The organism is Burkholderia sp. Bp9004, assembly GCF_003858025.1.
Lineage (GTDB): Bacteria > Pseudomonadota > Gammaproteobacteria > Burkholderiales > Burkholderiaceae > Burkholderia > Burkholderia diffusa.
In genome coordinates this window covers 12,326-37,641 of the sequence record NZ_QTQD01000049.1, presented here as the reverse complement: position 1 = coordinate 37,641, position 25,316 = coordinate 12,326, and the positions used below count along the sequence as shown (strand labels likewise).

Sequence of the window (25,316 nt, the reverse complement as noted above, 5' to 3'; positions counted from 1 at the left end):
CAACCCGGCCTCGGCCGTGATCAGCGCCGCGATCTCGGCGGTGCGCGCGCGCACGATGTCGGCCGCGCGGCGCAGGACCGCCGCACGCTCGTGGCGCGTGAGCGACGGCCGGTATGCACGCGCGGCGGCGAACGCGCATCGCACGTCATCGAGCGTCGCCTTCGGCACGGTGCCGACGAGCGTTCCGTCGTACGGGTTGCGCACCTCGATCACCGCGTCGCGATGAATCAGCTCCCCATCGATTCGCAGTGCTTCACGATGAAACGAGCGGACCTCCGTCGATGCTGCAATGTCGTTCATGATGTCTTCCTGACGGGTGCGTACGCGTCACTGCAGATGATTGAGCGCGATGTCGATGATGTCGAAGTTGCGCAGCCGCGCGCGGGCCGTGACGTCGGTCGCGACCGGCTTGCTGAAGATCAGCGGCACGATCTGCTCGGAGAGCCCGCCGTGCGAGCGCAGCGGCACGTCGAGGCCCGACAGGTCGTGCTTGATGCGGCGCGTGCCGAGCACGACGTCCTGCTTCGAGATCACGATCAGGTCGCCCATCCGGTCGGGCGGCAGCTCGAAGCGCGCGCAGCCCTCGGCACCCGTCAGCACGACCTCGATGCCGTCCACCGCGGCAAGCCGCGCGCGCAGCGCGTCGGCGTCGGCGGAATCCGGCACGTAGACGGTCGCGAACGAGCCGAGCGCGCCGTGGTGCACGACGTACGGATCGGTGATCGGCAGGATCACGCGCGCGGCATCGTGGCCGAGCCACTCGTCGAACAGCTCCTGCAGGTAGATTACGTTGGGCTCGCCGGTCTCGCCGTCGTGCTTCGCGTTCATCCCGTGGTCGGCCGTGATCGCGACGATCGCGCCGAGCTCGTCGAACCGCTTCAGGTATGCGTCCATCATCTGGTAGAACGCGTTCGCGCCGCCCGTGCCGGGCGCGCACTTGTGCTGCACGTAGTCGGTCGTCGACAGGTACATCAGGTCGATCGGGCGTGTTTCGAGCAGGCGCACGCCGGCCGCGAACACGAACTCGGACAGCTCCGCGCTGTACACGCTCGGCACCGGCTTGCCAACCAGTTCCAGCACGTTGTCGATGCCGTTTTCCTCGATGCTCGCCTCGTTGGCCTTCTCCGACGAGAAGCAGATGCCCTTGAGCCCCTTGCCGAGCAAGCGGCGCAGCTTGTCCTTCGCGGTGACGACCGCGACGCGCGCGCCTCGTTCGGCGAAGGTCGCGAGCACGGTGGGCGCGACGAGATACTTCGGATCGTTCATCAGCACTTCGGCGCCGGTGTCGCGATCGTAGAAGTAGTTGCCGCTTATCCCGTGGATCGCCGGCGGCACGCCGGTAACGATCGACAGGTTGTTCGGGTTGGTGAAGCTCGGCACCACGCACTCGCCCTTGAGCGCCGTGCCCGGCTTGAGCAGCGTGCGCAGGAACGGCGCGACGCCGGCCTCGGCCGCCGTCTCGAGATATTCATAGGCGCAACCATCGACGCAGACCACCACCACGGGGCGGCTCATCCAGTTGTAGCGGCGGCCGTTCACTTCCACGAATACAGGCGTTTCAGACATGACGGTCAGTCCTTTCGGTTCGAAGGGGTTGAGCTGTCGGCGCCCGCACCGCGCCGAGGAGGATGTTTTCCATGCTTGACATTAAAATCGATGATTTGTAGATTGTCAACAATATGGAGAAGACAGAAAGCAAAAGTCGAAGGGACGACGGGACGACGGGCTCGCCGCACACGGCGGCCGCTATCGGTACAGCTGCCGCGCGCTGGTCGACGGCTTGCGGCCGTTGGTCGATCCGGCGATCCAGGTGCCGATCATCGTCACGTTCCATGCGCTGGACGGTCCAAACTACGATTTCAAGCGGTTTTATCAGGAGGTCAAAATGCGCGGCTACGTTCTGTATCCGGGCAAGCTGCCGGCAGTCAATACGTTCCGCGTCGGCTGCATCGGCCACTTCGGCGAAGCCGGCATTCCGAGCGCGGTCGGCGCGGTCGTCGCGATCGCCGACACGCTGAAGGCGATGGGCGTGCGCCGCGTGTCCGCCGAAGCCGCGGCCTGACGCGATGTACCCGCCGCACGACGACACGCATCGCCGTGCGGCGGTTTCGCTTTCTTTCCCCGCCGTGCGCGGCACGGCGCCCGACCCTTACCGGCACGACAACCGATGCGCCCCTTCTGGATCGAACAAGCACTGTTCAACGACGGCGATCTCGCCCCCGCCCTGCAGGGCACGACGCAGGCCGATGTCTGTATCGTCGGCGGCGGCTTCACCGGGCTCTGGACCGCGATCCAGGCGAAGCAGCAGAACCCGGCGCTCGACATCGCGATACTCGAGGCCGACCTGTGCGGCGCCGGCGCGAGCGGGCGCAACGGCGGGTGCCTGCTCACATGGTCCGCGAAATTCCTGACGCTGCGCCGCCTGTTCGGCGAAGCGGAGGCGATCCGGCTCGTGAAGGCGTCGGAGGCGGCCGTCCAGCACATCGCCGACTTCTGCCGCGCGCATCGCATCGATGCAGAGCTGCGGCTCGACGGCACGCTGTACACCGCGACGTCGCGCGCGCAGGTCGGCACGCTCGCGCCGGTGCTCGACGCGCTCGCCGCGTGCGGCATCCACAGCTACGAGCCTCTGCCGGCCGCCGACGTCGCCCGCCGCTCGGGCTCCGCACGCAATCTCGACGGCGTGTACTCGCCGATCGCCGCGACCGTGCATCCGGGCAAGCTCGTGCGCGGGCTGCGCCGCGTCGCGCTCGACATGGGCATCCGGATCTACGAGCGCACGCCGCTCGTCGACTTCACGCCCGGGCAGCCGGCCGTCGTGCGCACGCCGTCCGGCAGCGTGCGCGCGAGCAAGCTGGTGTTCGCGATCAACGCGTGGATGGCGAGTCGCTTCCCGCAGTTCGAACGCACGATCGCGGTCGTGTCGAGCGACATGGTCATCACGGAGAAATGCCCGGAACTGCTCGAGCAGACCGGCCTCGTGGACGGTGTGTCGGTGCTCGATTCGCGGATCTTCGTGTACTACTACCGCACGACGGCCGACGGGCGGCTGATGCTCGGCAAGGGCGGCAACACGTTCTCGTGGCGCAGCCGCATCGCGCCGGTGTTCGACCGGCGCTCGCCGTACGAGGCGCAGCTCACGCAGAGCCTGCGCGAATTCTTCCCGTCGCTCGCGGGCGTGCCGATCACCGCGAGCTGGAACGGCCCCTCGGATCGCTCGGTGACGGGCTTCCCGTTTTTCGGCCGCCTAGACGACGCGCCGAACGTGTTCTACGGCTTCGGCTATTCGGGCAACGGCGTCGGGCCGACCTACATGGGCGGGCAGATCCTGTCGTCGCTGGTGCTCGGCCTCGACAACGTCTGGACGCGCAGTCCGATCGTGCGCGGCCCGCTCGGCCATTTCCCGCCGGAGCCTATCCGCTATGTCGGCGCGCACGTCGTGCGCAATGCGATCCGCCGCAAGGAGCGCGCGGAAGACGAGAGCCGACGGCCGGCGAGGGTCGACACGTGGCTCGCGAAATTCGCGAGCGCGGCTGGCAAGGCCGACAAGGCGTGACGATGCGATGACGTCACGCGCAACGAAGTGCAATGAAAAAGGGACGCTGCGAAGCGTCCCTTTGCATTGGGTACGACCGCCCGTGCGGCCGCGTCACACGCGCGCGGCTTTCTCACGCGCCACGTTGCCCGCCGAGGGCAGCGCCTGCTCGTGCGTGCGGCGCATCCGCGCAAGGCCGTGCGCGACGTGCTCGCGCACGAGCGCGACGGTCTTTTCCTCGTCACCGCTCGCGAGCGCCTGCACGATCTTGTCGTGCTCGGCCGCCGACACCGCGATGGCGTCCTCCTCGGCCTCGATCGCGGCCTGGCGCAGCAGCCCGAGCTGGCGCACGAGCCGGCGATAGGTGTCGGTGAGGTGCGTATTGCCGACACCGACCACCATCGCGTCGTGGAACTGCACGTTCAGCTCGGTGTAGCGCGTGACGTCGTGCGTCTTCGCCGCATCCTTCATCGACTGGATGATGCCCTTCAGCACCTTCAGCGTGTCGGGCGAAATGCGTTTCGCGAGCGCGCGCGCGACCGACTCGTCGAGCATCGCGCGCACTTCGTAGATCTCCTCGGCCTCGCGCAGCGGCACGACGCGCACCGTCACGCCGCGGTTCTTCTCGTTGCGCAGCAGCCCGGCCTGCTCGAGCGCGCGAAACGCCTCACGCACGGGGCCGCGCGACACGTTCAACTTGGTCGCGATATCGACTTCGTTGAGTTTCTCGCCGGGCGCATATTCGCCGGACACGATCGCGCGCTCGAGCATGTCCTGGACAAGCATCGCGAGCGACTGGCTTTGCAGGAGTTCGATGGCGTTGAGCGCGTTCGGGGCAGTCATGATCGGGCAGGCAGCGAAGCTGCGGATGAGAACGAGGGCGCCATGTCGGCGAATGATCGCTATATACCCTCACCCCGATATATTGTCAACAGTTTTCAGTTTCCAATGGCGAGTGCCTTATGCCGGAATGCGATGATCGTGCGGCCGGCGCGAGCACGCCGAACCGCACGACGCAGACCAGCCGTCAGGCCGTCTGCTTGACCGGCCCCGGATCGCTCTGGCTCGGCCGGCCCGTCTCGACGTGGCCCGCGAAGCGGCGCACGACCTTGTCGTCGCCGCCGCGCAGCGTCGTCGCGGTGATCGTCAGATCGTACCAACCGTGGCTCGACGACAGCTCGAAGTGATCCTCGATGCGCTCGCCCGGCTCCAGCGTGTAGGTGCGCGCATGCGCGTGGCTGTATGCGTTGTCGACGACCACGCGGCATGCCGCACGACCGCTGTTGCGCAGTTGCAGGTACACGTGGCGGTTGCGCACGTCGTAGCCGATCTTCGCTTCCGGGTTCGCGTGGCGGCCGTCCGCGGCCAGCCGCGTGTTGCCCTGGAATTCGCACAGATAGCCGTTCGGGCCATAGGCGGCGAGATGGTAGTCGCCGCGCGCGGCCGACGTGCTCCAGGTGTCGGCGAAACGGTCGTGCGAGGACACTGCGTAGCGGCGCGGCGGCGTCGCCGGATTGCGGCGGTCGTACACGTAGAACGCGGCGCCCGCGTCACCCGAGTTCGCGAAGTCGAGCGACACGCTGTCATCGCGCCCGTTCACGCGGGCATGCACGAACAGTTCGTACGGCAGCGCGCGCGCCGGACGCGTGCCGGGCTCCTGCGCCGGCATCGACTGCTGCGCGGGCACCTGGTATGCCTGGCCGGCGGTGGCGATGTGCTGCGGCACCGTGAAGCTCACCGTGCGCGTATCGGGCCGCGCGGAGAAGTCGAATGCCGACGTGAGGTCGCCGCAGATCGACCGGCGCCACGCGCTGATGTTCGGCTCCTGCACGCCGAAGCGCGCTTCGAGGAAACGCAGCACCGACGTGTGGTCGAACGTCTCCGAGCAGACCCAGCCGCCCTTCGTCCACGGCGAAATGATGATCAGCGGCACGCGCGGCCCGAGGCCGATCGGCTGGATGCCGCCCGGGTCCGCGCCCGGCACCAGCGGGCTCATCTCGCCCGGGTACTTGTTCAGGTCGAGCAGTTCGTCGCCGAGGTTCGACAGCAGGTTCGACGACACGATGCCCTGGCCGCCTGCCCCGCTCGTGACCGGCGGCACCGGCGGCACGACGTGGTCGAACAGCCCGTCGTTCTCGTCGTAGTTGAGGATGAACACCGTCTTCGCCCACACCTCGGGATTCGACGTCAGCGCCTCGAGCACCATGTTGATGTAGAACGCGCCGTCGGTCGGCGACGCCTGCGGGTGCTCGCTGTACTTGTACGGCGCGACGATCCACGACACCTGCGGCAGCCGGTTCGCCTGCACGTCGGCCTTCAGCTCGGCGAGCGTGTGGTCCGACGCGCCCTTGTCGACCAGCGGGCCGCTCGCGCCTTCCTTCACCTGGAACTTCTTGAAGAACATCAGCGAATTGTCGGTGTAGTTGTCGGTCGGGTCGCCCGGGATGCCCGTGCCGCCCTGGTACACCTTCCAGCTGATCTTCGCGTTCTCGAGACGTTCCGCGTAGGTCGTCCACGTGTAGCCGTTCGTGTTGTTGCGCTCGCCGATGCCGGGGCCGTTCGGCTGCGTGCCGTACACGTTGCGCGAGTCGATCGTGCCGGTCCACAGGTAGATGCGGTTCGGTGCCGTGTCGGCGTGCGCGGAGCAGAAGTACGCGTCGCAGATCGTGAACGCGTCGGCCAATGCGTAGTGGTACGTGAGATCCTGGCGCTTCAGGTAGCCCATCGTCAGCACGTCCTGCTTCTGGTTCACCCACTGGTCCCATTGGCCGTTGTTCCAGGACAGGTGGCCGCTGCTCCAGCCGTGGTTGGTGCCCGGCTGGAATTCGGTCGTCTGCTTCGGGTCGAGGTAGAACGGCAGCACGTACGGCGCGGACGGGTCGAGCCCGCGCGAATGGTAGTTCTTCGTGAACACCGACGCCGGCGGCTGCTGCCACACCGGCGCACCGCTCGGCAGCAGGTGCGGGCGCGGGTCGTTGAAGCCGCGCACGCCGCGCAGCCCGCCGAAGTAATGGTCAAACGAGCGGTTTTCCTGCATGAAGATGACGACGTGTTCGACGTCGCGGATCGTGCCGGTGCGATAGGCGGCCGGCATGGCCAGTGCCTTGCGGATCGCGGGCGGGAAACCGGCGTAGGCGGCCATCGCGCCGGCGGACTGGGCGGCAAGGCGCAGGAAATCGCGTCGATTGGTGGCGGACATGAAGAGGATCCTGTGGGTCGGTAAGGGTGGCGCCGGTCGAGCGGGGCCGGCGGTCGGTGCGTTGCCGCTATTACTCCGCACCGGCGTGTCCCGGCCGTGACCGGTTCCAGCAGGTTTCTTGCGCTCACCCCCAGCTTTTTTTCGAAGCAGCGCCCGGCGCGCCTTTCATCCGGCCGACACATGCCTGCGCTACGCTGACGCGCGATGAAGAGGGGGGAGAAGCCGAGTCGTGTTCGATCAGCTGAAGGCGTTCCACGCGACCGTCCGGCAGGGCAGCATCACGCGCGCCGCGCGCCACCTGGGCGTCAGCCAGCCGACGATCGCCGCGCAGATCCGGCAGGTCGAGCAGTTGTACGGCGTCGAGCTGTTCTATCGCAGCGGCCGCAGGCTCGAAGTCACTGAAACCGGCATCGAGCTCCTGCCGCTCGTCGAGAAGATGATCTCGCTCGAGGCGCAGGCCGACATCATGCTGCGCAACGTCGGCGGCCTGTTCGAAGGACACCTGCGGATCGGTGCGACCGGGCCGTACTACATCATGGACGCGGTCGGCCGCTTCTCGCATGCGCATCCGTCGATCGCACTCACGTGCCGGATCGGCAATTCCGAGGAAATCCTGCAGGCGCTGCAGGAATTCCGCATCGACCTTGCCGTGTCGTCGCAGCGCAATGACGCGGAAGGCCTCGAATGCAAGGTGATCTCCACCGATCCGCTCGTGCTCGTCGTGCATCGCGACCATCCGCTCGCGCGCTTCGACACGATCGACGCCGCGCAGCTCGCGAACGTGCGGCTGCTGATTCGCGAGGAAGGGTCGGTCACACGCCGCTGCACGGAGACGATCCTCGCGGCGGCCGGGGTCGCGCCCACGTCGGTCGCCGAGATCGGCAGCCGCGAAGCGATCCGCGAGGCGATCCTGCATGGCGTGGGCGGCAGCCTGTTTCCGCGCGGAGAGGCCGAGCGTCATCCGGACCTGCGCGTCGTCGCGCTGCGCGGTGTCGACACGACGATCGACGAATATGTGTACTACCTGAAGGCGCGCCGCCAGAGCCCCGCGATCGATGCGTTCCTCGCGTGCATCCTGCCGGCGCAGACCACGCCGCACGAGCCAACGCACGCGACGCGGCCGGTGAACGCGCGCTGAGCCGCCGCGCGTTCACCGGGTTCGCGCATTTCCCTGCGCATCCGTGGTCATGTCCGGCGCTTGTCCCGGGCCTTCCCTCGTGGTTTTCCTCGCGCCTTCCTTCTTGCTTCCCGCCGTGTGTTACTTCGGCAGCGCCGGAATCATCCACGTGAACACGTGCTGCTGCAGGAACACGAGCACGCCGAGCAGCAGCGTGAGGATCACGCTGTGCCAGAACGTGCGCGCGAACACGACGCCTTCCTGCCCCTTCAGATCGGTCGTCGACACGCCCGTGGCGATGTTCTGCGGCGAGATCATCTTGCCCATCACGCCGCCCGACGAGTTGGTCGCGGCCATCAATACCGGATCGAAGCCGAGCTGCCGCGCCGCGACCACCTGCAGGTTGCCGAACAGCGCATTGCCGGACGTGTCGCTGCCGGACAGGAACACCGCGATCCAGCCGAGCGACGCCGACACGAGCGGGAACAGCGCGCCGGTCGACGCGACGCCGGTGCCGAGCGTGTAGCTGATGCCCGAGTAGTTCAGCAAATACGCAAGCCCGACGATCATCATCACCGTGATGATCGCGATCCACGTCTGCCGCCAGGTCTTGACCACGCATTCGAAGAACGCGCCGACGCCGGTGCGCGTCAGCACGGCCGTGATGACCGCCGAGAGCAGGATCGCGGTGCCCGTGCCGAGCGGCTGGAAGTCCCAGATCGCCGCATACGGCTTGTGATACAGCGACACGAACACCGCGTTGTGCAGGCCCGGCCACTTGATCTTCACGTCGCCGATCGCCGCGACGTTCGCATGCACCCAGACGATCACGACCACCGACACGACGATCCACGGCAGCCAGCCGCCGAAGCCCGCGCGCGCGGCGCCGGCCGCGGCGGGCGCGCTGCGTGCGAGCGCGTATTGCGGATCGGGCTGCGGCTTCCACACCTGCAGGAAGCCGATCGTGACGATCAGCGACGTGAGCGACGACAGCACGTCGGTGAGCTGGTAGCCGAGGAAGTTCGACGTGACGAACTGCGCGATCGCAAAGCTGCCGCCCGACACGAGCAGCGCGGGCCACAGCTTCGAGATCGAGCGCAGGCCGCCGTACGCGCCGACCACGTAGAACGGCAGCAGCAGCGCGAAGAACGGCAGTTGCCGGCCGACCATCGCGCCGAGCGTCGCGGGCGGCAGCGACGTGACCGCGCCGAGCACGGTGATCGGCACGCCGAGCGCGCCGAACGCGACCGGTGCCGTATTGAACAGCAGCGTGTAGGTGAGCGCTTCGAGCGCGGGGAAGCCGAGCGCGATCAGGAGCGCGCTGGTGATCGCGACCGGCGTGCCGAACCCGGATATCCCTTCGAGCAAACAGCCGAACGAGAACGCGACGACGAGCAGCACGAGGCGGCGGTCGTCGGGCAGGTTGTCGAGCATCCACTGCCGGAACTGGTCGAAGCGGCCCGACTTCACCGCGATGTTGTACAGCAGCAGGGCGTTGAACACGATCCACATCACCGGCACGACGGCGAGCGCCATGCCGGCGCCGACCGCGTCGAACGCGAGGCCGGCCGGCATGCCCCACGCACCGATCGCGACCGCGAGGCCGGCGACGAGGCCGGCGAGCGACGCCTGCCACGCTGGCCGGCGCAGCACGCCGAGCGCGATCAGCGCGACTGCGATCGGGATCACGGCGACGAGGAAAGACAGGAACAGCGAGTTGGCGACGGGCGTCAACGGCTGCGCGAACAGGATGCCGGGCGGCAGGGCTGCGGTGGGATTCATCGTGTCTCCGTTGTCGACCGGAGTTGGCGCTTTAGCGCCTTACTCCGGTCCCATGCTTCGCGGTCGACCGGAGTTGGCGCTTTAGCGCTTACTCCGGTCCCATGCTTCGCGGTCGACCGGAGTTGACGCTTCAGCACTTACCCCGGTCCCATGCTTCGCGGTCGACCGGGGCTGACGCTTCAGCACTTACCCCGGTCCCATGCTTCGCGGTAGACCGGGGCTCGCGCATCAGCGCCTGCGCACACCTCGATCCCGTTCGAACGTCTGTTCCACGGCCGCAACGATCATCCGACGCTTGCGCACGCAACCATGCCGCAGCGCCAACCGATCGGTCGCTTAAAAGAGGTTAGGAGGCGCATTGCGCTTCCACAAGGAGGACAAGCCCGATGCGCGCGGTGCCGATACACGCATCCGCCGCACGTTGAACGGCGGCTGGCGACCCGCTGACGCGCGCGCCAGCAATCCGCCGGCGCAATGTTGCTCGACCGGAAAAGGTGACTGACGGGACGCGGGGTGTTTCGTTTGGCATCCGAAGCCTAGACTCGCTGCATCGATTCCGCCCGCGCCGACGAAGGCGCGGCTCCGGAACGCTCACGGAGCAAACACGATGAAAACCATGAAACTTGCGGCGTACGCGTTGGTGCTGATCGGCTCGGCCGTCGCCGCCCAGGCTCAGGCTGAGTCGACGCTGACGCGCGCGCAAGTTCGCCAGGAACTCGCGGAACTGCAGGCCGCCGGCTATCGGCCGAGCCTCGCCAGCGGTCCCGACTTTCCGCAAAACATGCAGGCGGTCATGCAGCGCGCCGCGCAGGCGCGCGGCGATGCGGCCGGCCACGGCAACGACGGCCACGCGAATGTGGAATCAGGGAAGCCGGCGCTGCCGCGCGTGGCCGATCGCGACACATACGCGCATCACTGAAGCGGCTGAAACCCGGCCGGGCGCGTGACCGCGCCACCATCCGGCCCGCCGCCGGCCTGCCCGCCGCGCGACGCGCAGCGGGCGGCGGCCATCAAACGCTGAAGCGGTTCAGCGTATAGGCACGATAGGCCGCGACGAACGCATCGAACGATCCGGCCTCCTTCGCTTCCAGTTCGGCCTGCTCGGCCAGCGACTTCGCCGCGAGCGCCTGCTCGGTGCGCATCGTCTCCGCCGACGGCGGGTTCGCGCGGAAATGCGCGGCGTGCGCCTCGCTGTGCGCGAGCGCGAACGCGAGGAACGACTGACCGTTCTCGCGCATCGTGCGCAGCACGCGCGCCGACGGCGTGCGCTCCGGATCGGCGAGTTTCTCGCGCTGCGCGGCAATCGCACGCGCATGCTCGTCGCCGCCGCGGATCTCGTCCAGACGGCGCCCGACGGTCTCGATATCGGCCATCAGGTCGTCCGCCCACGCCTGCAGCGTGACCGGCTGGCCGTCGCGCACCAGCGTGAGCCCCGGCTTGCGCCCTTCCATCGTCACGCTGCCAAAGTTCGCATTCGCTTCCTTGTACGCGTCGCAGTCGAGCGCGGGGCTCTCGTCGAGCGCGCAGGCAAGCAGGAACGCGTCGATGAAGCGTGCGGTCTCCAGCGCGATGCCGGTCGGCTCGAACGGATCGATGTCGAGGCAGCGCACTTCGATGTACTGCACGCCGCGCGACGCGAGCGCATGCAGCGGACGCTCGCCCGAATACGTGACGCGCTTCGGCCGGATCGTCGAGTAGAACTCGTTCTCGATCTGCAGCACGTTCGTGTTGATCTGGATCCACTCGCCGTCGCGATGCGTGCCGATCGCCTCGTACGGCGGATACGGCTCGCTCACGGCCTTCGACAGCGCATCGAGATAGCCAGGCAGCGTGTTGTAGTCGACGTGCAGCGCGGCCTGCGCGGTCGTGTTCGAGTAACCGAGGTCGCTCATCCGCAGGCTGGTCGCGTACGGCCGGTACAGCGTATCGGCATCGAACGCGTCGAGCTTGTGCGGCTTGCCGCGCAGGAATTTCGCGTCGAGCGCGGGCGATGCGCCGAACAGGTACATCAAGAGCCAGCTGCGGCGGCGGAAGTTGCGGATCTGCGCGAGATAGCGCTCCGACTGGTAGTCGACGAGCGTGGCCGTCGAGCCCTCTTCCGCATGCAGGCGCCGCCACACTTCCTCGTGCAGCGAGTAGTTGTAGTGGATGCCGGCGATGCACTGCATCGTGCGGCCGTAGCGATACGCGAGGCCGCGGCGGTACACCGTCTTCAGGCGGCCGATGTTCGACGTGCCGTAGTCGGCGATCGGAATTTCATCGTCGGCCGGCAGCAGGCCCGGCATCGAGTCGTTCCACAGCATCTCGTCGCCGAGCGACGCATACACGTAGCGGTGCAGATCGTCGAGACGTTCGAGCGTGATCGACGCGTCGCCTTCCGCCGGCGTGATCAGTTCGATCAGCGCTTCGGAATAGTCGGTCGTCAATGACGGGTGCGTGAGGGCTGAACCGAGCGCGCGCGGATGCGGCGTGAACGCGATCATCCCGTCGCGCGTCACGCGCAGGCTTTCCTTTTCGATGCCGCGCAGGCCGTCGGGCAGATGCTGCCGCGTCGGGCCCGAGCTCAGCGCTTCGAGACGATTCAGCAGCAGTTCGGACTGGCGGTGAGTCATGGTGTTCGACATGGAGACGCAAGTGCGTGACGGCCGCGCGCGAAATGCCGCGCGCGGCCGGCTGGATTATTGGTCGCTTCGTTGGTAGCGGGCACTTTAACATCTCGCCGTAACACGCGCTTGAGGTGGCGCCGGGCGGTGCGCGCCGGCCGCGGCGGGCCGTCGGGCGGGACGATGGCAACGAACGCCGCGCGCACGACTGACCGTCGTCGGCACCGACGGACGCAACAATCACGCGACATTCATCGGAGGGAACGTGAGCGACGAGCACGGCAGCGCCGTCAGGTGCAACCCGTTCAGCCGAAGCCGCGATGCATCGTCGTCACGGCCGGGCCAAGCGTACGCGCCGGGGCGTCAGACACCGGAGCGGGTTGATCACCGTCAAACGTCGCAACCATGAGGATCACCGACCGATCGCTGCCGGCGTGATGCCCCTTGCGCGTTGCGTCGCGGCCCTGCCCGGTCGCACCCGCCGGCCTGCGGCCAAGACCGTCATCCGCCGCGCGCGCCGCCGGCCCGGTCCGCCACGTCGTTCCACAAATGAAGCGCCGCATACGCACGCCACGGCCGCCAGCCTTCGGTCCGGCTTTTCTGGCTCGCGAGCCGGTCGAGCGACGGATCGCGCGCCGCGATCGACTGCATCAGCACCAGATCGGACGCCGGCCACGCGTCCGGGTCGCGCCACGCGCGCATCGCGATGTATTCGACGGTCCACGGGCCGATGCCGGGCAGGTCGAGCCACGCGCGACGCAGCGTCGCAAGATCGGCCTGCGCGGGATCGAGCGGCACGTGGCCGGCCGCCACCGCGCGCGCCATGCCCGTCAGCGCCGCGGCCCGCTTGCCCGGCATCCCGATCTTCTCCAGATCGCATGCGGCGAGCGCGTCCGGCGTCGGAAATCGCCAAGCGGGGGCGCCGTCCGGCGCCGCCATGCCGTCGTCGTGCACGACGCGCTCGCCGGCCCGCTGGACGAGCCGGCCGACGATCGTCGTCGCCGCCTTCACGCTCACCTGCTGGCCGACGATCGCGCGCACCGCGAGCTCGAATCCCGACCAGGCGCCCGGCACGCGCAGCCCCGGCGCGGCCTCGACGAGCGGCGCGAACCACGGGTCGCGCGCGAGTCCGCCGCCGATCGCGGCCGGGTCGGCGCCAAGGTCGAACATCGATGCGACGCGCTGCGCGAATGCATCGTCGACATGCCGCGCGGCCGCCCCTTCGAGCGTCGCGATCAGGCAATGCCGGCGCGGATGCTTCGTGACGACGAGCCTGCCCGCGTCGCCGTTCAGATCGACGATCCGGCGATACATGCCGTCGACGACCTGTTCGACACCCGGAATCGCCCGTCCGCTGAAGAAGCGCAGCACGCGCGCCCAGTCGTACGGCGCCTTGAAGCGCAGCGCCATCTGCACGGACGGCGGCACGTGGCCGCCGTTCGCGATCGATGTCGTGGTGGTTTTGTCGATGCTCAAACTGCGTTGCCCTCCGCAACGGCTTCGGTTTCATCGTCGCGCACGTGGCGCGCCTCGGACGCGAGCAGCGTCGCCTTGCGGCGCACGCCCCAGCGATAGCCGGCGAGCGCGCCGCCCTTCTGCACGACACGGTGGCACGGGATCGCGAGCGCGACCGGGTTCGACGCGCAGGCCGATGCGACAGCCCGCACCGCGCGCGGCGAACCCAGCGCCTCGGCAATCTCCGAATAGCTGCGCGTTTGCCCGTACGGGATGTGCGTCAGCGCTTCCCACACGCGCTGCTGGAACGCGGTCGGCGCAATGTCGAGCGGCAGGTCGAACGCGTGCCGCGTGCCGTCCAGATACGCGCGGATCTGCGCGACGAACGGCGCAAGCCGCGACGGCGATTCGACCAGCTCGGCACGCGCGAACGCGTCCTTCAATTCGCCGACGAGCGACGCCGGTTCGTCGCCGAACGCGATCCGGCAGATGCCCTGTTCGGTCGCGGCGACGAGCACCGTGCCGAGCGGCGTCGACGCGGTCGCATAATCGATTCTCGAGCCGGCGCCCTGACGACGGAACGCGGACGGCGCCATGCCCAGCTCGCGCGGCACCGATGCGTAGAGCCGCGACGGCGAGTTGAACCCCGCGTCGACGGCCGCCTGCGTGACCGGCTGCCCGCTTTGCAGCGCCTCGCGCAAGGCAGCGCCGCGCTGCGCGGCCTGATACTGCCGCGGCGACACGCCGACCACGCGCTTGAACAGCCGCTGCAGGTGGAACGGGCTCACGTGCACGGCGTCGCTCAGCTGCTGCAGCGTGAGCCGCTCCGAATGCGCGTCGAGCACCGCGCACGCGCGGTTGACGATCTCGAGCTCGCGCGGCAACCCTTCCGGCTGGCAGCGCTTGCATGGGCGGAAGCCGGCCGCACGCGCGGCGGCCGGATCGGCAAAGAAGGACACGTGCTCGCGCCGCGGCAGCCGTGACGCGCAGCTCGGGCGGCAGAACACGCCGGTCGTGCGCACGGCATAGAAGAACGCGCCGTCCGCATGCGGATCGCGGGCGGTCACGGCGCCCCAGCGGGCATCGTCGGTCGAATAGGCGGCTTTCATCTGAACCTCGCACTCTCCAGTGTAGATGGTGCCTACTCTAGACATCGGCATGGGCCGTCGCGCCCTGAATCTTGCTCTGTGATTCGCGCCGGCGAAACCCGAGACTAACTCGGGAAAACAATCGGGGGCACATTGAACCCGTTCAAACAGACGAAAAGCCACGCAGCCGCTGCGTCCACGCCGCTTTCGTCATCATCGCGTCACCATTTTGCTGCAGTGCGGATGCGACAAATCGCCGTGCTGACCATTTTTTACACTCGGAATATTGCAACGCACCATCGCCGTGTGTATAGTTGGAACTGTCTCCTCCATGTCTCCTCCTGATATGGATTAAGCCCGTTCCGCTCTGCGTGAACGGGCTTTTTTTCGTCCGTCGATCGCGCCCGTTCCGGCATGCGTCGCCGGCGCGGTCTACACTCGGTGCACGCCATCCGCGAAGGAGTGCCCGCTCATGAAACCGACCATCCGCGCGATCGATCACGTCGTGCTGCGCGTGACCGACATGGCTGCGATGACGCGCTTTTACTGCGATGCCGTCGGCTGCCACGTGGAGAAAGAACAACCCGACCTGGGCCTTGTACAGTTGCGCGCCGGCGACGCGCTGATCGACCTGCTGTCGGTTGGCGGCCCGATCGACCGTCCCGACAGCGGCCCGCCCGGCACCGGCCGCAATCTCGACCATCTATGCCTGCGCGTCGAGCCATTCGACCCCGATGTACTGATCGAGCATTTCGCCGCGCATGGTGCGCGCCCTGGCGCCCCCGCCGAACGCTACGGTGCAGGCGGCTACGGGCCGTCGATCTATCTGTTCGATCCCGAAGGGAACATGCTGGAATTCAAGGGGCCGCCCGCCGCGCTCGGCTGAGCGCCGGCCGTCACGCGCCGGCGCGCGCCTTCAGGACCGTCCATTCGACCGCGACGGGATCGTGATCGGCGCTCGAGATCCAGGCGGCGCCGTCCTGGACCGTGCACTGCAGGCGCATCGTACGCTCGGCGAGACGCCCGAGCGCGGCCGCGACGCCGTCGGCCAGCGACAGCACCTGGACGTTGCGCAGTCGCTCCACCTTGCTGCGCACGCCCTGCCACCAGATGTCCGAGGTCTTGCCGCCGTACGCAATCACCGTGACCTGCCCGGCGCGGCCGGCCGCCTTCGAGATGCGCCGCTCGTCGGGCTGGCCAGCCTCGATCCACACGTCGATCGCGCCCGTCAGGTCCTTCTGCCACAGATCGGGCTCGTCGACGTCCGACAGCCCCTTGCAGAACTCGAGACGCTCGTGCGCGAACAGCGCGAACGCGACGATGCGCACCATCATCCGGTCGTCGGTTTCCGACGGGTGACGGGCGACCGTCAACGCGTGATCGGCGTAGTAGTGCCGATCCATGTCGGCAATTTGAAGCTCGGCTTTGTAGATCGTGGATTTCAGCGCCATGCGGATACGGCCCGGGCGGGCATTCGGTTCGGTCGGGCCGTGATGATACCGAATGCGCGCCGCCCGGCGCGTGACGGGCGCTCCACAGCACGACGGCCCGGCATCGGCCGGGCCGCGTTCGTGCCGCGCCACCGGCAGTTCCGGCCGGCGCGCGGGTGCGAGAGGTGCGTGCGGGTTACTGCTTGACGAAGCGCGAATCGGTCCAGAGGCCCTGCTGGTCGCTGTTGTCGGCGCTGACGAACTGGACGTCGCCCTGATCGACCGACACCACGCGGAAGCGCTGGCCTTCCGGCACCGACAGGCAACGGTAGTCGTCGAAGTATTGCTGCTTCGCCTGCGACTTGCCGTCACGCTCGTGACTCAGTACGGAGTCCAGATTGTCCTTCGACAGACAGCCCCATGCATTCTTCGTCAGCTGGATTTCCTGCTTCGGCTGGACAGCCGCATCGCCGCCCGCCTGGGCGATCGACACCAGGGAAAATGCGCCGACAAGGGCGAAAAGGACACCGGTACGCTTCATCATGTTCTGTCTCCAGGCTTGCGGGCACCAGGCTCGGTTAGCTATGTGTTTAAAGGTGATCGTGAACCCGCGTTTTTCAATTTAGAAGACTGGCAAGCGATAGCAAGCACATTTGTTGTGCGACCGCAATAGCGGCGAATTGTCGCACCGTGCGCACCTCGGATTTTTTGCTTGCCGCGCACGCGCGGCGGCGGCTGTCATCAGGCGAATTCGCCCGCGCCGCCGGGCGCAATGCGTTGTCCCGCAAGACCGTCAGCGAAATTGCAATACGCCGATTGAACGGTTTGGATAATTCATTTCAATATCGAGACCATTTTGATGCGTTGCACACAAAGTCATCCGAAACGATATGAATTTACCGCAGTGCGGAACCGGATTTACCTGATACAAGAAAAATGCCAGGTATAAGCGCACTCGTATTTACCCGTATTTTCCCGAATGGGCCGTGCGCCCGCAGCGCGTGGCCGCAGGGGCGTCTTCACCTGTGTTTTACCCGGCGTTATTCAGACTGATTGCGGCCGCTCGAAATAATCGCGCTGGAAGATACACATGCGATAAGCGTTGTGATACGCGCCGTTTCCGAAAAATTCTTCCTTCAATTCCGCCTCGTGCTGGAATCCGCATTTCTCGTACACGTGGATTGCCGCCGCATTCGACGTATCGACGATCAGGTACAGCTTGCGCATGTTCAGCACCTTGAACGCATATTCGATCGCGAGGCGCGTCGCCTGGCCCGCATAGCCGCGCCCCTGGCACTGGGGCGCGATGATGATCTGGAACTCGCCGCGACGGTGAATGTAGTCGAGCTCGATCAGCTCGACGAGGCCGACCAGTTCGTCCTGAGGATCGACCGCGACGAAGCGGCGCTCGCGCTGGTCGTGCACGTGGCGGTCATACAGTTGCGACAGCTCGGAGAATGTTTCGTACGGCTCCTCGAACCAGTAGCGCATGATCTTCGCGTCGTTGTTCAGCTCGTGAACGAAGCGCAGGTCCTGACGCTCCAGCGGCCGCAGTGCAAGCGTGTGCTTGTCGTTCTGGAGTTGCATGGTCGTGTCCTTTTTGATGCCCGCGTGCGTGTGAAACGTCCGTGCCGCAGCACTGCGACCGGGGCGCGTTCCGCGCTGTAAGAAGTTGACCGCGGGCGAAGTTCAGAGCCTAGAATGGGAACAAGGGTTCCTGCCACCGCAAGGAGGCTATCGTGATCGAGCAAGTCATACTCGGCATCTTCCTCGTATTGCCACTCGTGATCGTGGCTGCACTGTTCTCCGACGAACTGTGGCAGGAACATCGGCGGCAGCACCCGCGCGACGAAAACGCACCGCATATCGACTGGAAGCATCCGTGGCGTCGCGTGCGGCGCGGGCACTGAGTCGATCGCCATCCCCGCAGGCACTCCGTCCGGGGCCGGTCGCCCCGAGCCGAACGGTGCCCCTTCCGCTACGAACCCATTCCCGCTCAACCAGCGAGACGCCGACGTGAACGACAAACCCGCCCTCCCTCCGCACGATATCCCTGGCGAAGCGATCGATCTGCAGATCGCCGACGTGCTGGCCGCCGTCCGCTACCCGGCGAACAAAGATGCGATCGTCGACGCCGCACGCGACGCCGGCGCGAGCAACGAAGTGCTGTCGATGCTCGACGGCCTGCCCGAACAGGACTATGCGGACGTCGATGCCGTCACGCGCTGGGTCGCCGGCAACTTCGGCCCCGGCCTCGGGATTTGAGCGCGCGCCAATAACGCGATAGGATCGGGCCGCACCGGTCGCATCGCGGCCGGATGCATGCCGCCCGGCGCCAAGACCGGGCGTGACCGCACGAGCGCCCGGGGGAAATCCATGGAAGGCATTCTGATCCAGCACACGACGCGTCGTCAGCTCTGGTTCGGCGCACTGACGGCGCTCGTCATCGTGCTCGCGCTCGGGATCGCGATGCCTCACGCGAACGTCGCGCTGCCGGCCGTCGAGCCGTTCATGCCGATGTGCGCGCTGACCGTGTTCACCACCGCGAGCATCGCCGCCTTCTTCCTCGGCGCGCAGTTCACCGTCACCCGCCAGCCCGTGCTCGGTGCGCTCGGCGGCGCCTATGCGTTCACCGCACTCGCCGTCGCATTGCAGTTGCTCACCTTTCCCGGCGTGTTCGCGCCGCACGGCCTGCTCGGCGCGCGTCCGCAAAGCGCCGCGTGGATGTGGATCTTCTGGCATGCCGGCTTTCCGTGCTTCGTGATGGCCGCGCTGCTCGCGCGCGAGCGGCTCACGCGTACGCCGATCGGCGCGGCGCAGACGCGTTTGTGGACGTTCGCGCTGGTCGGCGGCCCTGCCATCGCGGCTGCGCTGCTGTGCGTGCTCGCGCTGAACGTGGCACTGCCGCCCGCGTTCCATCCGCCGGCCGACGCGGCCGTACTGCCCGTCAACGGGATCGCGCTGGTCGTATGGATCCTCAATGCGCTCGCGCTCGTCGCCGTGCTGGCCGCCGGCCGGCTGCGCACGACGCTCGACCTGTGGCTCGCGATCGCGGTGCTCGCCTGCCTCACCGACACGACGCTGAACCTGCTGACCACGAATCGCTTCACGGTCGGCTGGTATCTCGCGCGCATGTTCAGCATGTTCACGCCCGGCGTACTCGTGTGCGTGCTCGCATGGGAGGTGACGAAGCTGTATCAGGAGCTGTTCGAAGCACATGCGACGCTGGTTCGTTCGTCCGCGCGCGACGGGCTGACCGGCGCGTTCAACCGCAGCCACTTCAACGATCACTTCCACACGTTGTTCCTGCAGGCGCGGCGGCAAAGCGAGCCGTTGTCGCTGCTGATGATCGACGTCGATCACTTCAAGGCCTACAACGACGCGTTCGGTCACGTGAAGGGCGATGCATGCCTGATCGCCGTCGCGAATGCGCTCACCGCTGTGGTGCGGCGTCCCGCGGATATCGTCGCGCGCTATGGCGGCGAGGAGTTTGCGATCGTGCTGCCGAACACCGGTGCGCGCGGTGCGCGGATCGTTGCCGAGGAAGCGCGCGAAGCGGTGCTGCGGCTCGATCTCGCGATGCCTTCGTCGCCGGCGGGGCGCGTGAGCGTCAGCGTCGGTTGCGCGACGGTGTCGGCCGAGGATCTGTCGACGCCCGATGCATTGATCGAAGCCGCCGATGCCGCGCTGTACCACGCGAAGGATGCGGGGCGAAACCGCGTCGTCGTGGCGTGAAAACGTCTGCGGATTGGCGATTTGTTACGGTCATTGTGACCGGAATAATCCGCCGTTACGGATTGCGGCACCGGGAAACGATCGCTTACAGCCCGTGTCGACGGCGCTCGCTATGCTGGATTCATGTCGAATCCGAGCAGGTGAACGCGATGAAGAAAACCCTTTTGCTGATTGCCGGCGTGGCCGTGTTGCTGAGCGGCTGTATCGTGGTGCCCGATGGTGGCGGGTATTACGGCGGTGGCGGGTATTACCATCATCATCGGCATTGGGATTGATGCATTCCGCCCCGGCCGCCGCGATTGCGCCATCCGGATCGGATCAGCCGATTGATCCGGACTGCCGGGAGCGGCAATCGCGTCTTTCCTCATGAACCGCTGGAAAGTCTTCGCAAGACTTCGGCGCGTATCTCTGGATTCTGACCACATCACATCTGGCCTCGAACTCGAAGCCGATCTCGGCAAGCTTTCCCGACATCAGCGGTGAATGGTCCGCCGCTTGGTGCGTGGCACGGCGTCCGCCATCGGAAAGGCGCTCATCCCGGAACGGGACCGATGCATCAAAGGGAAACAGCGGGACGTGAAGTGCCCGCTCACTTCCCGATACAAAACCTGCTGAAAATCACCCCCAGCAGATCATCCGAAGTGAACTCACCGGTAATCGCATTGAGCTGCTCCTGCGCGAGCCGCAGTTCCTCGGCAAACAGATCGAGCGATTGCGCCCTCTGCTCCGCATGATCGGCCGCCTGCGTGAGATGCGCCTGCGCAGCCCGCAGCGCGATCAAATGCCGTTCGCGCGCCAGATAAACGCCTTCGGCCCCGGCCTGCCATCCCGCGATTCGCAGTAGCTCCGCGCGCAGCATGTCGATCCCGTCACCGCGCTTCGCCGACAGATGCACCTCGGTCAGGTCGCCTTCGGCCGCCGGATGCTCGACGCACGCCGGCACGCCGGTCAGATCCGTCTTGTTCAGCACCCGCACCACCGGCACGCCACGCGGGAACCGCGCCGCGATCGCCTCGTCGTCCGCCGTCATCCCCGTGCGCGAATCGAGCAGGTGCAGCACGACGTCCGCGCGCTCGATCTCGCTCCATGTCCGCGCGATCCCGATCCGCTCGACTTCGTCCTCCGTCTCGCGCAACCCGGCCGTATCGATGATGTGCAGCGGAATCCCCTCGACCTGGATCGTCTGCGCGACCTTGTCGCGCGTCGTGCCCGCGATCGGCGTGACGATCGCCAACTCCGCGCCGGCCAGCGCATTCAGCAGCGACGACTTGCCGACGTTCGGCTGCCCCGCGAGCACGACCGACAGCCCCTCGCGCAGCAGCGCCCCCTGGCGCGCATCGCCGAGCACGTGCGCCAGTTGCTCGCGGATCTTCGCGAGCTTGCCGCGCGCATCGGCCGCTTCCAGGAAGTCGATTTCCTCTTCCGGGAAATCGAGCGTCGCCTCGACCAGCATCCGCAGCGTGATCACATCCTCGACGAGCGCCTGGATCTGCCGCGAGAACGCGCCGTCGAGCGAGCGCCCGGCCGAACGCGCCGCCGCTTCGGTACTCGCCTCGATCAGGTCGGCGACCGCCTCGGCCTGCGCCAGGTCCAGCTTGTCATTCAGAAACGCACGCCGCGTGAACTCGCCCGGTTCCGCGAGCCGCAGCCCGAAGCCGCGCCCCGCATCCAGGCAGCGCTGCAGCAGCAGCTGCATCACGATTGGCCCGCCATGCCCCTGCAGTTCCAGCACGTGCTCGCCGGTGTACGAATGCGGCGCGGTGAAATACAGCGCGATCCCGCGGTCGAGCGGCGCGCCGTGCTCGTCGAGAAACGGAACGTAGCTCGCATGGCGCGGTGCGAGCCGCTGCCCGCACAACGCGTCGATCAGCGGCAGCGCGGCCGCCTCGCCGCCGCGCCCGAACGAAACGCGGACGACGCCGATGCCACCCCGGCCGGCAGCAGTGGCAATGGCGACGATCGGATCGGAATCGGTAGCAAGCATGGGAATCGGATGAATCGGATGAACAGAGGGTCAATGATGCGCCCGCGCAACGACTTGGGCATCGGGACGCCGGCATTGTAGCGTGCCGGCCCGCACGCTACCGGACGCCGCGTCGGTTTCGGAATCGCCCGAATTTATCCCGACGGAGCTAAGGCGAGTATCAATTCCACGCCGACACGTACTGTCCCTTTCAGACGAGTATGCCTGTCCGATTGACCGGGCTCCCGATTCCTCGATACGCTCCGCAGCAAGTTCGGATTCGTCTAAATGAGCTACATTTAGCCTGCGCGGTTGTCTGATAGGCGTCGGTGGAATTGCACAATCACCCCATGCCGACACCCGAAGAAAAATCAGCGTTTTCGGAACGCCTGAAATTCGCCTTGAGGCGCAGCCCGGAGAAGGTCACCGGCGCGACCGAACTCGCGAACCGGTTCAATCTGCGTCACCACGGTGCGCAACCGGTTTCACCGCAAACCGCGCACAAATGGCTGACCGGTCGGACGATTCCGACGCCGGACAAACTCGAAACGCTCGCCGACTGGTTGCGCGTCGAACTGCATTGGCTGCATTACGGCCCATCGCCGAGCGTGACCGAACATCTGACGCCGCAACCGCTGCCGCGCGACGAGCGCTATCCGCCAACGCCCGAGACGATCGAACTCGCGTCGAAGATCGAGGCGCTACCGCCGCATCAACGTTACCTCGTTCAGGAACTGATCGAGCAGTTCTACGGCAGCGACGCGAAAATCGAAGCGAAGAAAGCCTGAACGGCAGCGGTGGGACTCCGCACACGCCGCCGCGCCGCCGCGCCACCATCCGCCGGAAACAAAAAAGCCGCATGGATAAAACCATGCGGCTTTTTTGCGCGCATCGCGGGCGGCTGGCCGCCCGCGTGTGCGACATGCGTCAGGCCTTCTTGCCGCCGCCGAGCTGGCGCGTGATGTAGTACTGCTGCGCGATCGACAGCACGTTGTTCACGACGTAGTACAGCACCAGACCGGCCGGGAAGAAGAAGAACATCACCGAGAACGCGATCGGCATGAACTTCATCATCTTCGCCTGGACCGGGTCCGGCGGCGTCGGGTTCAGGCTCGTCTGCACGAACATCGAGACGGCCATCAGCACCGGCAGGATGAAGAACGGATCGCGCTGCGACAGGTCGTGAATCCACAGAATCCACGGCGCACCGCGCATTTCGACCGAGGCGAGCAGCACCCAGTAGAGCGAAATGAACACCGGGATCTGGATCACGACCGGCAGGCAGCCGCCGAACGGATTGACCTTCTCGGTCTTGTACAGCTCCATCAGCGCGGCATTCATCTTCTGCGGATCGCTCTTGAAGCGTTCGCGCAGCGCCTGCATGCGCGGCGTGATTTCCTTCATGCGCGCCATCGACTTGTAGCTCGCGGCCGACAGCGGGAAGAACACGGCCTTGATCAGGACGGTCAGCAGCACGATCGCCCAGCCCCAGTTGCCGACGACGCCGTGGATCTTCTCGAGCAGCCAGAACAGCGGCTTCGCGATGATCGTCACCCAGCCGTAGTCCTTCACGAGTTCCAGGCCCGGCGCGATGCCTTCGAGCATGCGCTCTTCTTCCGGACCGGCGAACAGGCGTGCCTGCACGTCGGCCGACTGGCCCGGTGCGATCGCGGCCACCGGCTGCTTCACGCCCACGCGGTACAGCGTCGGATCGATCTTTTCAGCGTAGATGTCGCGCTTCGCGCCCTGCTGCGGAATCCAGGCCGACGCGAAGTAGTGCTGCACCATCGCGACCCAGCCGTTGTCGGCAGAGTTCACGAAGTCGGCCTTGTTCTTGTCGAGGTCGCTGAAGTTGATCTTCTGGAAGTGCTTCGCGTCCGTATAGACCGCCGGCCCGAGGAACGTGTGCGAGAACATCGGCGTTTCGACGGCCGTGTTGTCGCGCACCAGTTCCATGTAGACCGTCGGCGTGACCGGTGCCGTGCCGACGTTGTCGATCTTGGTGTCGACGCCGATCACGTAGCTGCCGCGCGTGAACGTGTAGGTCTTCACGACCTTCACGCCGCCCTTCACCGGCGATTCGAACGACAGCTTCAGCGTGTTCTGGTCGCCCGTCAGCGACGTCGGGCCCGCATTGACCTGCGTGTAGACGTCGTTGTGGTTCGGGAAGTCGCCGCCGAGCAGGCCCGTACGTGCGAGATACGTGTGGCCGGCCGTGTGGTCGAACAGCGTGATGTACAGGTCGGGCTGCTTGCCGTCGCCCTGCTTCTTCAGCGTCAGCTTCGCGAGCGTGCCGCCACGCGTGTCGATTTCGCCGTCATACACGTCGGTCGAGAACTTCACGAGCTGCGCCTGCGCGGCCGGCGCCGTCGTCGACGGTGCGGTGCCCGCCGCGGCGGCCGGTGCGTCACCTGCGGTCGTCGTCGCGCCCGTGCCCGAAGCGCCGCCTGCCACGGCCGCGGGGGCCGTCTGCGTGGCGCTCGGGAAGAACATCGACGGGCGTCCATGGTCGCGCTGCCAGTTGTCGTACAGCATGACAGCTGACATGAAGAAGATCACCCATAGGACGGTGCGTTTGATATCCATGCGTTGTCTCAGAGTCGATGGGACCGCGCGTCGGCTTCGCCGCGAGCGCGAGTGTCGGAGTTGGGCGGCGGGACGAGGTCGATGCCGCCCGCGGAAAACGGATGGCATCGGCACACGCGCCTGACGGCGAGATACGTGCCGCGCGCGGCGCCATGATACTGGATTGCCTCGCGCGCGTAATCCGAACAGGAAGGATAAAAACGGCAACGGTTGCCGAGCATCGGGCTCACGGCAACCTTGTAGAAGCGCAGCAAGGCGATCAATACCGTTTTCATACCTTGGGCGGCGCCATTCGACGCCGCGTCAAAACCGGCCGGGCGGGCGCGAACGCCGCACCGCGAACGGATGCGTCACTCGGACGCGGGCTTCGACGCACGGCGCGCGATCTCCCGAACCGCCCTGTCGAGCAGCTCACGGATTTCGGCCGCGCACATCGCCGCGAGCGGGGCGGAAGCCGCGCTCGGCAGCGCTTTCTTGTCGAAGCGCGTGTGCTGCCGCAGCAGCAGGTCGTAACCGGCGAATTCGGCGCGGCGCAGGCGAAACGCGTCGCGCGCCAGCCGCTTCACGAGGTTACGCGTGACTGCACGCGGCGCATACTTCTTGCCGATGACGAGCCCCAGGCGGGCAGGCTGGCCGGTCGGCTTGCCGTAAATCACGAAGTGCGCGGAACGCCGCCAGGGGCGCAAACGAAAAACGGATGAAAATTCATCCGTTTTCAGAAGTCGCGCAGCTTTCGGGAAGGCGGCTTTCGTCTGCGACGGATTCGCACCCGGCTCGACGGCACCTTCCGCAGGACTGCGGACGGCGGACACAGCGCGCAACC

25 protein-coding genes and 1 pseudogene are annotated in these 25,316 nt (G+C 66.7%); 11 read left to right on the top strand and 15 right to left on the bottom strand.

All coding sequences use genetic code 11. The features are described 5' to 3' along the window. Nucleotides 1-300 (bottom strand): aldehyde dehydrogenase family protein (locus tag DIE08_RS33425; RefSeq protein ID WP_124906068.1); only part of this gene is annotated, 300 nt, incomplete at its 3' end. A gap of 27 nt (nucleotides 301-327) precedes the next feature. Further along, on the bottom strand, nucleotides 328-1,566 hold the full coding sequence (phnA, locus tag DIE08_RS33420; RefSeq protein WP_124906066.1) for a phosphonoacetate hydrolase: 1,239 nt from the start codon (nucleotides 1,564-1,566) through the stop codon (nucleotides 328-330). Nucleotides 1,567-1,717: 151 nt separating this feature from the next. Between phnA and DIE08_RS33415 the strand changes: the two are divergent. Continuing rightward, nucleotides 1,718-2,062: pseudogene (locus tag DIE08_RS33415) on the top strand (2-aminoethylphosphonate--pyruvate transaminase); the annotation flags it as partial. Between the two features lie 105 nt (nucleotides 2,063-2,167). Then, on the top strand, nucleotides 2,168-3,556 hold the full coding sequence (locus tag DIE08_RS33410) for an FAD-dependent oxidoreductase (protein WP_124906064.1): 1,389 nt from the start codon (nucleotides 2,168-2,170) through the stop codon (nucleotides 3,554-3,556). Nucleotides 3,557-3,649: 93 nt separating this feature from the next. On the opposite strand, the gene DIE08_RS33405 is transcribed toward DIE08_RS33410, so the two are convergent. Both DIE08_RS33405 and DIE08_RS33400 read right to left on the bottom strand, forming a co-directional pair. Beyond that, complete coding sequence (locus DIE08_RS33405; RefSeq protein WP_059602994.1) at nucleotides 3,650-4,378, bottom strand: phosphonate utilization associated transcriptional regulator; 729 nt, start codon at nucleotides 4,376-4,378, stop codon at nucleotides 3,650-3,652. 184 nt (nucleotides 4,379-4,562) lie between these two features. Then, nucleotides 4,563-6,734: a phosphocholine-specific phospholipase C gene (locus tag DIE08_RS33400; RefSeq protein ID WP_124906062.1), complete on the bottom strand. Its 2,172-nt coding sequence runs from the start codon at nucleotides 6,732-6,734 to the stop codon at nucleotides 4,563-4,565. Between the two features lie 229 nt (nucleotides 6,735-6,963). Between DIE08_RS33400 and DIE08_RS33395 the strand changes: the two genes are divergently transcribed. Next, nucleotides 6,964-7,872, top strand: coding sequence for a LysR family transcriptional regulator (locus DIE08_RS33395; RefSeq protein ID WP_124906060.1), 909 nt, complete (start codon nucleotides 6,964-6,966; stop codon nucleotides 7,870-7,872). Nucleotides 7,873-7,992: 120 nt separating this feature from the next. Here the strand turns inward: DIE08_RS33395 and DIE08_RS33390 are convergent, their stop codons facing one another. Next, nucleotides 7,993-9,633 (bottom strand): L-lactate permease, encoded by a 1,641-nt coding sequence (locus DIE08_RS33390; protein WP_124906058.1) that lies wholly within the window; start codon nucleotides 9,631-9,633, stop codon nucleotides 7,993-7,995. Nucleotides 9,634-10,240: 607 nt separating this feature from the next. On the opposite strand from DIE08_RS33390, the gene DIE08_RS33385 reads away from it, so the two are divergent. Continuing rightward, nucleotides 10,241-10,552 carry a DUF4148 domain-containing protein gene (locus tag DIE08_RS33385; protein ID WP_124906056.1) on the top strand — a complete coding sequence of 104 codons (312 nt, stop codon included), beginning with the start codon at nucleotides 10,241-10,243 and terminating at the stop codon, nucleotides 10,550-10,552. Nucleotides 10,553-10,643: 91 nt separating this feature from the next. Here DIE08_RS33385 and gshA read toward each other — a convergent pair whose 3' ends face one another. From gshA to ada, 3 genes are all read right to left on the bottom strand, one after another. Then, nucleotides 10,644-12,257 (bottom strand): glutamate--cysteine ligase, encoded by a 1,614-nt coding sequence (gshA, locus tag DIE08_RS33380; RefSeq protein WP_185715939.1) that lies wholly within the window; start codon nucleotides 12,255-12,257, stop codon nucleotides 10,644-10,646. A 480-nt stretch (nucleotides 12,258-12,737) separates the two neighbouring features. Beyond that, on the bottom strand, nucleotides 12,738-13,712 hold the full coding sequence (locus DIE08_RS33370; protein WP_124906052.1) for a DNA-3-methyladenine glycosylase: 975 nt from the start codon (nucleotides 13,710-13,712) through the stop codon (nucleotides 12,738-12,740). After that, nucleotides 13,709-14,800, bottom strand: a complete 1,092-nt coding sequence (gene ada / locus DIE08_RS33365; protein ID WP_124906050.1) for a bifunctional DNA-binding transcriptional regulator/O6-methylguanine-DNA methyltransferase Ada — start codon at nucleotides 14,798-14,800, stop codon at nucleotides 13,709-13,711. The genes DIE08_RS33370 and ada overlap by 4 nt, the downstream gene beginning before the upstream one ends. Before the next feature lie 451 nt (nucleotides 14,801-15,251). Between ada and DIE08_RS33355 the strand changes: the two genes are divergently transcribed. Beyond that, a complete protein-coding gene (locus DIE08_RS33355; protein ID WP_124906048.1) occupies nucleotides 15,252-15,665 on the top strand; it encodes a VOC family protein in 414 nt (137 codons plus the stop codon). A 10-nt stretch (nucleotides 15,666-15,675) separates the two neighbouring features. Here the strand turns inward: DIE08_RS33355 and DIE08_RS33350 are convergent, their stop codons facing one another. Continuing rightward, entirely contained in the window at nucleotides 15,676-16,230 is a 555-nt protein-coding gene (locus DIE08_RS33350) for a YaeQ family protein (RefSeq protein ID WP_124627092.1), read from the bottom strand. A 175-nt stretch (nucleotides 16,231-16,405) separates the two neighbouring features. Then, nucleotides 16,406-16,753, bottom strand: coding sequence for a surface attachment protein Sap1 (sap1, locus tag DIE08_RS33345; RefSeq protein WP_059602967.1), 348 nt, complete (start codon nucleotides 16,751-16,753; stop codon nucleotides 16,406-16,408). A gap of 146 nt (nucleotides 16,754-16,899) precedes the next feature. Here sap1 and DIE08_RS35855 point away from each other — a divergent pair, with 146 nt between their 5' ends. Next, entirely contained in the window at nucleotides 16,900-17,103 is a 204-nt protein-coding gene (locus DIE08_RS35855; RefSeq protein ID WP_159086591.1) for a hypothetical protein, read from the top strand. 150 nt (nucleotides 17,104-17,253) lie between these two features. Here DIE08_RS35855 and speG read toward each other — a convergent pair whose 3' ends face one another. Continuing rightward, a complete protein-coding gene (speG, locus tag DIE08_RS33340; protein WP_059603008.1) occupies nucleotides 17,254-17,796 on the bottom strand; it encodes a spermidine N1-acetyltransferase in 543 nt (180 codons plus the stop codon). 152 nt (nucleotides 17,797-17,948) lie between these two features. Here speG and DIE08_RS35850 point away from each other — a divergent pair, with 152 nt between their 5' ends. The 4 genes from DIE08_RS35850 (at nucleotide 17,949) to DIE08_RS36450 (ending at nucleotide 20,219) form a co-directional block, all read left to right on the top strand. After that, on the top strand, nucleotides 17,949-18,119 hold the full coding sequence (locus DIE08_RS35850; RefSeq protein ID WP_006489933.1) for a hypothetical protein: 171 nt from the start codon (nucleotides 17,949-17,951) through the stop codon (nucleotides 18,117-18,119). Nucleotides 18,120-18,225: 106 nt separating this feature from the next. Next, nucleotides 18,226-18,474: a DUF2795 domain-containing protein gene (locus DIE08_RS33335; RefSeq protein ID WP_006756942.1), complete on the top strand. Its 249-nt coding sequence runs from the start codon at nucleotides 18,226-18,228 to the stop codon at nucleotides 18,472-18,474. A gap of 111 nt (nucleotides 18,475-18,585) precedes the next feature. Next, nucleotides 18,586-19,944, top strand: coding sequence for a diguanylate cyclase (locus tag DIE08_RS33330; RefSeq protein ID WP_124906046.1), 1,359 nt, complete (start codon nucleotides 18,586-18,588; stop codon nucleotides 19,942-19,944). Between the two features lie 149 nt (nucleotides 19,945-20,093). Further along, nucleotides 20,094-20,219: a hypothetical protein gene (locus tag DIE08_RS36450; protein WP_006750105.1), complete on the top strand. Its 126-nt coding sequence runs from the start codon at nucleotides 20,094-20,096 to the stop codon at nucleotides 20,217-20,219. A gap of 314 nt (nucleotides 20,220-20,533) precedes the next feature. On the opposite strand, the gene mnmE is transcribed toward DIE08_RS36450, so the two are convergent. Next, nucleotides 20,534-21,928: a tRNA uridine-5-carboxymethylaminomethyl(34) synthesis GTPase MnmE gene (gene mnmE / locus DIE08_RS33320; RefSeq protein WP_124906044.1), complete on the bottom strand. Its 1,395-nt coding sequence runs from the start codon at nucleotides 21,926-21,928 to the stop codon at nucleotides 20,534-20,536. A 329-nt stretch (nucleotides 21,929-22,257) separates the two neighbouring features. On the opposite strand from mnmE, the gene DIE08_RS33315 reads away from it, so the two are divergent. Then, complete coding sequence (locus DIE08_RS33315; RefSeq protein WP_059602938.1) at nucleotides 22,258-22,695, top strand: helix-turn-helix domain-containing protein; 438 nt, start codon at nucleotides 22,258-22,260, stop codon at nucleotides 22,693-22,695. 139 nt (nucleotides 22,696-22,834) lie between these two features. Here the strand turns inward: DIE08_RS33315 and yidC are convergent, their stop codons facing one another. From yidC to rnpA, 3 genes are all read right to left on the bottom strand, one after another. Continuing rightward, a complete protein-coding gene (gene yidC / locus DIE08_RS33310) occupies nucleotides 22,835-24,493 on the bottom strand; it encodes a membrane protein insertase YidC (RefSeq protein ID WP_124906042.1) in 1,659 nt (552 codons plus the stop codon). Between the two features lie 8 nt (nucleotides 24,494-24,501). After that, nucleotides 24,502-24,768: a membrane protein insertion efficiency factor YidD gene (gene yidD / locus DIE08_RS33305; RefSeq protein ID WP_006489939.1), complete on the bottom strand. Its 267-nt coding sequence runs from the start codon at nucleotides 24,766-24,768 to the stop codon at nucleotides 24,502-24,504. Nucleotides 24,769-24,843: 75 nt separating this feature from the next. Further along, nucleotides 24,844-25,305, bottom strand: coding sequence for a ribonuclease P protein component (gene rnpA, locus DIE08_RS33300; protein WP_031401531.1), 462 nt, complete (start codon nucleotides 25,303-25,305; stop codon nucleotides 24,844-24,846). Nucleotides 25,306-25,316 lie beyond the last annotated feature (11 nt).

What these genes read in the sequence shown, in the direction of transcription:
- DIE08_RS33400 (WP_124906062.1), bottom strand. Translation starts at nt 6,734, where the DNA reads ATGTCCGCCACCAATCGACGCGATTTCCTGCGCCTTGCCGCCCAGTCC.
- mnmE (WP_124906044.1), bottom strand. Translation starts at nt 21,928, where the DNA reads ATGCTTGCTACCGATTCCGATCCGATCGTCGCCATTGCCACTGCTGCC.
- DIE08_RS33410 (WP_124906064.1), top strand. Translation starts at nt 2,168, where the DNA reads ATGCGCCCCTTCTGGATCGAACAAGCACTGTTCAACGACGGCGATCTC.
- DIE08_RS33355 (WP_124906048.1), top strand. Translation starts at nt 15,252, where the DNA reads ATGAAACCGACCATCCGCGCGATCGATCACGTCGTGCTGCGCGTGACC.
- yidD (WP_006489939.1), bottom strand. Translation starts at nt 24,768, where the DNA reads ATGAAAACGGTATTGATCGCCTTGCTGCGCTTCTACAAGGTTGCCGTG.
- gshA (WP_185715939.1), bottom strand. Translation starts at nt 12,257, where the DNA reads ATGTCGAACACCATGACTCACCGCCAGTCCGAACTGCTGCTGAATCGT.
- DIE08_RS33350 (WP_124627092.1), bottom strand. Translation starts at nt 16,230, where the DNA reads ATGGCGCTGAAATCCACGATCTACAAAGCCGAGCTTCAAATTGCCGAC.
- phnA (WP_124906066.1), bottom strand. Translation starts at nt 1,566, where the DNA reads ATGTCTGAAACGCCTGTATTCGTGGAAGTGAACGGCCGCCGCTACAAC.
- yidC (WP_124906042.1), bottom strand. Translation starts at nt 24,493, where the DNA reads ATGGATATCAAACGCACCGTCCTATGGGTGATCTTCTTCATGTCAGCT.
- DIE08_RS33405 (WP_059602994.1), bottom strand. Translation starts at nt 4,378, where the DNA reads ATGACTGCCCCGAACGCGCTCAACGCCATCGAACTCCTGCAAAGCCAG.
- DIE08_RS36450 (WP_006750105.1), top strand. Translation starts at nt 20,094, where the DNA reads ATGAAGAAAACCCTTTTGCTGATTGCCGGCGTGGCCGTGTTGCTGAGC.
- DIE08_RS33330 (WP_124906046.1), top strand. Translation starts at nt 18,586, where the DNA reads ATGGAAGGCATTCTGATCCAGCACACGACGCGTCGTCAGCTCTGGTTC.
- DIE08_RS33315 (WP_059602938.1), top strand. Translation starts at nt 22,258, where the DNA reads ATGCCGACACCCGAAGAAAAATCAGCGTTTTCGGAACGCCTGAAATTC.
- ada (WP_124906050.1), bottom strand. Translation starts at nt 14,800, where the DNA reads ATGAAAGCCGCCTATTCGACCGACGATGCCCGCTGGGGCGCCGTGACC.
- speG (WP_059603008.1), bottom strand. Translation starts at nt 17,796, where the DNA reads ATGCAACTCCAGAACGACAAGCACACGCTTGCACTGCGGCCGCTGGAG.
- DIE08_RS33390 (WP_124906058.1), bottom strand. Translation starts at nt 9,633, where the DNA reads ATGAATCCCACCGCAGCCCTGCCGCCCGGCATCCTGTTCGCGCAGCCG.
- sap1 (WP_059602967.1), bottom strand. Translation starts at nt 16,753, where the DNA reads ATGATGAAGCGTACCGGTGTCCTTTTCGCCCTTGTCGGCGCATTTTCC.
- DIE08_RS33385 (WP_124906056.1), top strand. Translation starts at nt 10,241, where the DNA reads ATGAAAACCATGAAACTTGCGGCGTACGCGTTGGTGCTGATCGGCTCG.